General features: G+C 39.0%; 1 pseudogene. It reads left to right on the plus strand.

The features are described 5' to 3' along the window. A pseudogene (locus BA1_RS18210) lies at nt 1-1,063 on the plus strand (IS3 family transposase); the annotation flags it as partial. Between the last annotated feature and the right edge of the window lie 33 nt (nt 1,064-1,096).

A 1,096-nucleotide genomic window follows, 5' to 3' on the forward strand; every position in this document is an offset into this window, starting at 1 on the left:
AGCGCATCTTGGAAACACAAGGAGTAGACGCCCTTCAATCTAAGAAAAAGGGGCGTCCGTCTATGAAAAAGAAAACCGGAAAACAAGAAATAACGAAAGGATCAATGGAAGCGTTACAGGCAGAAGTAGAACATTTACGCATGGAAAATGAGTATTTAAAAAAGTTGAATGCCTTAGTTCAAAACAAGGAACAATCACCAAACAAGACAAAGCGCAAGTAGTCTATGATTTAAGGCATCAATATCCGGTGAAATCACTTCTTAAGCTCGCATGTATTCCGCGCAGTACCTACTATTACTTGATCAAGCATTTAGATCGTCCTGATCAGGATATCGAACTGAAAAAGATGATTCAAACCATTTATCAGGAACATCAAGGACGTTATGGATATCGCCGGATTCGTGATGAACTAATCAACCGAGGACAAAAGGTGAATCACAAAAAAGTCCAGCGTATCATGAAAGCTCTAGGGCTAAAATGCATGGTTCGAGTGAAGAAATATCGTTCATACAGAGGCACAGTGAACAAAATAGCGCCTAATATTTTGGCTCGTCATTTTCAAGCTGATAGGCCAAATGAGAAATGGGTCACAGATATAACGGAGTTCAAATTATTTGGTCAGAAGCTCTATCTTTCGCCCATATTAGATCTATTTAATGGTGAAATCATTACCTATACAGTCGGTTCAAGACCTGTTTATTCTCTCGTCTCAACGATGCTTCATCAGGCGTTCAACCGTTTAGATGAAGAGGAGAAACCAATGATACATTCTGATCAAGGATGGCATTACCAAATGAAGCAATATAGACACGCCTTAAAAAAGCGTGGGATTACACAGAGTATGTCCCGAAAAGGTAACTGTTACGATAACGCAGTTATCGAGAACTTCTTCGGTATCTTAAAGTCTGAATTTCTATATCTAAAAGAATTTGAGAACGTCGAACACTTCAAGCAAGAACTTGAACAATATATTGACTACTACAATCACACACGTATAAAGACCAAACTAAAAGGCATGAGTCCGATACAATATCGAACTCATGCCTCGAAAGCTGTCTCATAAAAACCCGTGTCTAAATTTAGGGGGTCACTTCAA

The organism is Bacillus xiamenensis (genome assembly GCF_000300535.1).
Classification (GTDB): Bacteria; Bacillota; Bacilli; order Bacillales; family Bacillaceae; genus Bacillus; species Bacillus xiamenensis.